The 6,620-nt window shown below is 47.1% G+C and carries 4 protein-coding genes; 1 reads left to right on the forward strand and 3 read right to left on the reverse strand.

Features of this window, described 5'->3' with window-relative positions; genetic code table 11:
• The 3 genes from ACYVRH_RS09700 to ACYVRH_RS09710 all read right to left on the reverse strand — a co-directional run.
• A partial coding sequence (locus ACYVRH_RS09700; RefSeq protein ID WP_461256713.1) for an InlB B-repeat-containing protein occupies positions 1-2,739 on the reverse strand: 2,739 nt, incomplete at its 3' end.
• 47 nt (positions 2,740-2,786) lie between these two features.
• Positions 2,787-3,884, reverse strand: coding sequence for a hypothetical protein (locus tag ACYVRH_RS09705; RefSeq protein WP_461256714.1), 1,098 nt, complete (start codon positions 3,882-3,884; stop codon positions 2,787-2,789).
• A gap of 10 nt (positions 3,885-3,894) precedes the next feature.
• On the reverse strand, positions 3,895-5,640 hold the full coding sequence (locus ACYVRH_RS09710) for a glycoside hydrolase (RefSeq protein ID WP_461256715.1): 1,746 nt from the start codon (positions 5,638-5,640) through the stop codon (positions 3,895-3,897).
• Between the two features lie 248 nt (positions 5,641-5,888).
• Here ACYVRH_RS09710 and ACYVRH_RS09715 point away from each other — a divergent pair.
• A partial coding sequence (locus ACYVRH_RS09715) for a helix-turn-helix transcriptional regulator (protein WP_461256716.1) occupies positions 5,889-6,620 on the forward strand: 732 nt, incomplete at its 3' end.

Consider the following 6,620-nt stretch of genomic DNA (forward strand, 5'->3'; position numbering starts at 1 on the left):
TGTCCGCCCAAGGTCGCTGCTGTCTTGGGCGACAAGTGATGGCGCGCCTCTGCCTGACCACAGCTTGCTGTTTTCAGGGTGCAACGCTTTGACTTCTGTTATGACATTATTGCTCCCATCAACTTTTTGAAGCCTGATGTTCTTTATAATGTAGACAACCTCTTGGTAGCTTGCTCCATCGGCGTTATTAGGTACAGGTGCAATCGCCAGAAGAACAACGCCCGTCGCCGCATTAATTGCGGCGGCAGTAGAAAGCGCACTACGGTTACCAAAAGCTATTATAACATCCGTAAAGTCCTCATCAGAAACTGCGGCTACACCATTGAGGTTAAGCAACAAACCGCCCGGTGTGGCATTCTGTATAGCCGGCCTGGTGCTGGAACTCCATACCCCATTATTCATAAAGCCGGTATAGTCATAATTGCCCCATGCCCTCGTCCTGGCCTGGAAAGGTCCCGGTGTCTGTGTCGTAGGAATATCAGCGGCGGCTCCGACAGCGCCGGAACCCGATACGGCTTTTATGCTTATGACAACCCTATCATAATTGCCGAACGTGTCGTCTCCAATATCAAACCCGTACACGGGCGGGGTGGTGTTTCTCATAGTCACCTGTTCTTGCCATTCTTTAGGGCCGTCATAGGCAAAGCCGGCGTATACGATCGTGACACTAGGTATGGAATAAGTTGTGTCAACCTTCACCCCACCGTTTTTCTCCGTGGACCACCAGCCGGTAAACGTATAACCTGCAGCCGGCGTTGGATCAGCCGGAAAATCGCTTGCTTCAATTGTACTCCATACCGGTACAGTTAATTGTTTAAGTTGGGTAGAACCGTTCCAAAACGTAACAGTATAACTTCTTTCAGTCCATCGTGCATATATGGTCGTGTCCTCGTTGAATATGGCTGTCGCCGTTATTCTTGTTCCGCCTGTCGTATCCGCCACGTCATACCAACCGGACAGGATATAACCTGTCCTCGTTGAGGCGGGAATATTAGCTGAGCCTATGGCCCTGCCTTTCACGACTAATTTATCCGGCACTTGTGCCGCGGTGGCCGGGGAGGTTTGTACCGGCGTATAGTTCATGTCATAGTGAATGGTAACCGTTTCCAGTTCTGTCCAATGGGCATACACTGTGGTAGCCGCCGATAATATAGTTTCAGGCGTAACTTCGGTTCCGCCTGTCGGGTCTGTATACCAACCGTCAAAATCATACAGGTCGCGGGTTACTGCCGCCAATTCGCCAACCGGGGTTTCCGCGTCGGCAAGTTTAAAGGTTGGGGCAGGAGCGCCTTCATAATTCTGGTTAAACGTAACCCTAAAGTGAGGCGCAGGCGGGGGTGTTATCGCGCTGTCATACCTGATTTTTATTGATCTGATTACAAGCGTAACTGTACCTGCCGCTCTTGACTGCAGAATGAAAGACCCTGTTCTGGTATCTTCGTTTGACGTGTCGCCTTCGACCTTGTTCTTATTGTCGTTAAACTTGATGTTATTAACCAGAACAGTGTTAAATGGTCCCTGCGTAATCGAGTCCGTCCCGTTCCAATCCTTTCCAACATTCATGTTGCCTACGTAATAACGGAACGGTATGCTCTTGGCTGCATCGGTTTGACCGTCGGCAAATCCGCCGTCGATGATAAGTCTGAATTCACTTAACGCGTCAAACGCTTTTCTTTGACCGGGCGAAAACAGTATTATACCCCTCATGTTATTAACGCTGAATGTCCAAGTAAGCACGTCATCATCGTTATCCGCTATGCCGTCCGGACCATTACTGTATGTTGCCGCCGCAAGAGCTTTCGGCCATTGGTCGCCAGGCGTAGGCTGCGATTCAGCCAGCATGTGCAAATCCAGATTGAAATACGCCCATACCGGTTCCACTGTCCACTGGGCATATATAGTCGTCTTATTTTCGGTGAACGAGGAGCTTGCCGTAACCTTTGTTCCGCCTGTGGGTGCCGTAAACCAGCCATTGAACATATAACCCGGGCGGGTCGAAGGTCCGTCATTCGGAGCAGGATTATCCGTATCATACACCGGAGGAAGGGCATCCGCGCCTATCGCCAGACCTAGCCCAATCTCTATAGTAGGCGGATTCTCAGGAGCGCCTTCAAAGTTATAATCAAAGGACAAATTAACAGGGACTCTCCACAGAACATACAGGATAGTGTCACCGCGCAACTTATATGTTGCGGTAAGTTTTGCTCCTGCCTGACCGCTGTTTTCGGACCAACCGGCGAATACCTGCCCCTCGGAATTATACTCCGTAAGATCGAGAAGCTTGTCCGCGCCTATCTGTTCTCCGGCAATGCCCGTGACGGGAGTTGCCGGTACGCCCTCACCTAACCAGCCGTTTGCGTGGTAAGTTATTGTAACCTCATCCCCGTCTTGCACTAGTCTCTGCCAGAGGACGTGCAGGGTAATGTTACGAGTAATTATATCGGTATAAGCTACCTTTGCCCCTTCCTGTCCCGGGGTCAATGACCAGCCGAGGCACCTCTGGGTTTCCGTTTCGTCTAACGGAATAATAGCAGCGGCACCTATAGGATCGCCGGACTTCATTGTGAATTGCCTTGGTAAGCCGCCACCTGTCCAACCGTTAGTGGCGTAACTTACAGTAACGGGCTGTCCTATCGGTACCTCTCCACCCGGATTCGATTTAGTAGTAGTACCATTATCACAACTGATCATGGCAAATATAGCACATACTGCCATCGCAATTGAAAGAAATTTTTTCATAATTTTCTCCTCAACATAACGATATGAATGCGCAACGCGCATTTTCCTTAGAACGTATATACAAAGCGCAAATTCACCCAGTTGGTCTGTTTAATTCTGTCCGCCGCCTTATATTCCCTATTAAACTGATACGCGAGAGCGACATACATATTGGTAAAATCAACCCGTACCATAGGTTCAAAGGCAAGTACCGTGTACGGAGCGTCCGGCGCGGTCGCCGCTTCGCCAAAATCTTTGTTGTATATAAGGGTAAAACCTATCCTGAAAAAATCCGTTAAGCCGTAGGAAATAACAGGTTTCAGCTTGAACATGTATTTCTTTAAACCATAGTCAAGACCCGTCCGAATCTGCAGGTCCAAAGCGCCGGGATTTATCTGGATGTACAGCCAGTTGATATAGTTGGTGCGGCTTTCTTCTTCCGCCCCTATCCCCAACAAACGGCCGTTAGCCCAAATCGAAACCGGCGCGACCTTGCGCAGCGCCCGTTCTTCAACGCGGTAGATCAAATCCGTTCCCTCGGACATTCCACTAGCGGTAAGGTTGGAGTCTTTATCGCTGTCAAAACGGTACTCGGCGCGAATCATAAAATAATCATTGGTGTACGAAAAACCCACAATGGTTTCCTGCAGTAAGGGCAAAATTGAAAAATCGGTGTTGGTCGTGTCCGTATTGTTTTCATTCAATACAAACCCCACGTTTAATCCCGGCAGGAAATTGGGTTTGATTTCGACTCTAAGTCCGGCGAGATTATCCAGCTCATCCCAAATTTCAGGGCCGTCGGAACTCCAGGGCGACTGCCCCAGTCTGCCGCCCGATAGCCTTAGCTGGTTGTCTATAAAGTCGCCGTAGGCCATGGCGTAAGCCCACATCGGCGCCACGCCCTTAAAGTTCTGGGTTTCCCAGCGCATTTTAAAGCCGATATTGTCCTTTTTTAACTCGCCGTCAAGACGGATTCTTCCGGGAATGCCGGCATCGTCGTTGTTCCCTATCCGCGCCCGGTCAATTGTCGTTTGGCCGGGTTCTTCTATTAAGTCCCACAACAAACCGGTTTTAACTTCGCCGGAAAAAGTCATTACGGCGTCATCTGCAAAAGCAAGCACCGAGACAAGAAACGTAATGATTACGGTAAAACAAATTTTCTTCATATATTTGCCCCTACTTTGTAAACCTTATCGAGATAATGCACGAAGCGGGCAGGTCTATTGTGCCTGTTTTACCGTCCGCGCTAAGAACGACGACATCCGGCGCCATGGCTTTTACGCCTGCGGCGGTGGTGTCATTTTGTATATTGGTACCGCCCTGGGTAATTACCATGGACGCGCCTTTTGCCTCAACCGGAATATTGATATTCACCTTTCCACCGGCAGTAGAACCTTCGTTGAACAGGACAAGCGCAATCTCGTCGTCCGACTCGTAAGCAGTTACGGATATAGAGCCATTGCCTCCTGTCAACTGGACTGCGACCCTCGTCTTGCCTGTCGCGTATTTGGCATAGTGGGACAGGGCGTAACCTCGGAATAATGGCATGCCTTCGCGGGTTTGGTATTCGCCGTCCCCTATCAGGCTGTAAAAACGTTTCGCGTACCACCAAACATAGGCGTTAAAATCATTTACCATGCAATCATGCACTTCTTTGATCATTACCCATACCGACTGCCATTGCGAATCAATGGCGTAGTTACTTGACGTGTTAAAAAGATGTTCGGTCATCCACACTTCTTTTCCCGCGTTAATAGCGGCGGTATGGCGCCTTAGTCCGCCGCCGTATATATGGCCGGCAATTACGTCAGTCACGGCCATTGCATCCGTATCGTTATAAATGGGGTTGTAGTATTGATCGCGGAATTGATAGGATTCGCCCGGCGCAAGCTTTACATTGGTGCCACTAAGAAAATAGTTACCGTACTGTTTGACAAAATCGCGCATCTCTTCGCCCGTCCACTCGCAACCGTCGTAGGATACGCCGATATCCGGCTCGTTCTGGGTTGAAATATAGTCAATCGCCGCGCCGTTATCCGCCATACGTTTAATATAGTTTTTAAGATGATTGGCGTAATCGGAATAGTGTTCTGGCAATAATTTTCCTGTCAGGCGGGTTCCGTTGGTTTTCCATTCTCCCGGCGGGGTCCAGGGGCTTGCCAGAATAAGGGCGCCGTGTTTCTTTGCCCTTCTTACCATGGCGAAGTAATTTTGATGAGCGCCTTTATCGTTTTCCGGCCCTTCTTCAACTCCGTTAAACAGGTCGTCCATATAGGGATAAATGCAAATACGGAAAATGTTCAGCCCCAAACCGGTTGGGCCGAACAGCTTGTCAACCTCCGTCATGCTGATCGCAGGGCTTGTCCACACGTTCGACATTCCGCCAAAGCCACGGATATACTGGTATTTGGTTGCGGTATTAACCGTAATGGTGCCGGCCGGTGTTCCCGCCGCTTCGGAAGTAACTCTAATCCGCGCAATATTGCTGGTGCGGGTCGCAGTAGGCGTGGTTTTTGCCGGATCGGTATTTGTAACCACGACATAGTAATACGTGTCGCCAAGTTCGGCGGTTGACGGCGTGTAACTGTAATCATCGTTGACATCCTCAATCAAAGTACTTCCAGCAGTGCTAAGCGCGGTATTCTTGTACCATTTGTATGACAAGATTGCCGTTGTCGAGTTTACCTTAGCGTTTGCCGATAGGGTTACGGCCTCGTCATTCTGGGCGTAGTTCCTGCTCGCAAGCTCGGATATAACCGGCGTTTCAGCAACTGTGTCAACAGGGTCAGTACCAGACCCCGGGTCGGGATTCTCCGCTTTTCCAAGGTCACTGCAACTGAACACAAAAGAGAAAATCACTAAAAGGCAGATCATCCCAATTAAAAACACATTTTTTTTGTTTGTACAAAAATTTCTGTTCATAACTTTTCTCCTATAATTAAATTAGTTTAGATTAAAGAAAACTGTCCCCGGCAGTTCCAAAATAAATTTGAATATAACTGGCGGTGTAGAAATTTACCGATTTTTTCCATAATAATTATAATTATTGTATAATTATAATATTAAGAAGATAAGTTATTGAATAATGTTCTGACAATGTATAAACTATATATTCATGTATGAATTAAACTTGACTTTGTAAATTCTTTAGGAGGAATATAAAAGAATTAATGAGTTACGATTTTGTGCCAAAAATATTTTATTTCGTTTTTAGAAAATGCAAACCAAAATGGCAACTTCGGACGCACTTTGTGGATCACTTTGATATAACATATATTATTAAAGGAAGCTCCCTTTATACCATTAATGGAAAAGAGCATGAGCTAAGCCATGGAGATTTGATCTTCCTGACACCCGGCACCGAGAAAGCCGCTGTAACAAATTCAAAAAATCCGATGCATTGTTTTTCCGTCAATTTTGATTCGCTTTATCCATCTAGATCTGTCCCACCCCCATTTCCATTGGTAAGCCACATAGGCATAAAGCAGGATTTAATCAGCTTGTTCAAGGAACTGACATTATGCTATAACAACAGGCAGGAAGGTTATATAATGAAAAGCCGCGCCTTGCTTATGCTGATTCTGCACCGTCTGTCCGAGATTCTTATATTCGAAATTGATAACATAACGGGAGATTACAGAATAAATAAAGCGATCAACTTCATAATAATGCACTATTCTGAAAATATCAGCGTAAAAAAACTTGCCGAATTGGTTCATTTGGACCAAGTTTACTTTGGACACCTGTTCAAAAAACAAACAGGAAAAACAGTAAGCCAGTACATCATGCAGATAAGGATAAGAAACGCTGAAAATATGTTGCAAAGCGGCAGTTACAAGGTATACGAGGTGTCTGAACAATGCGGTTTTAGCGATGTTATTCATTTTTACAAGACTTTCAGG

The sequence above is a fragment of the Treponema sp. R80B11-R83G3 genome (assembly GCF_054786115.1).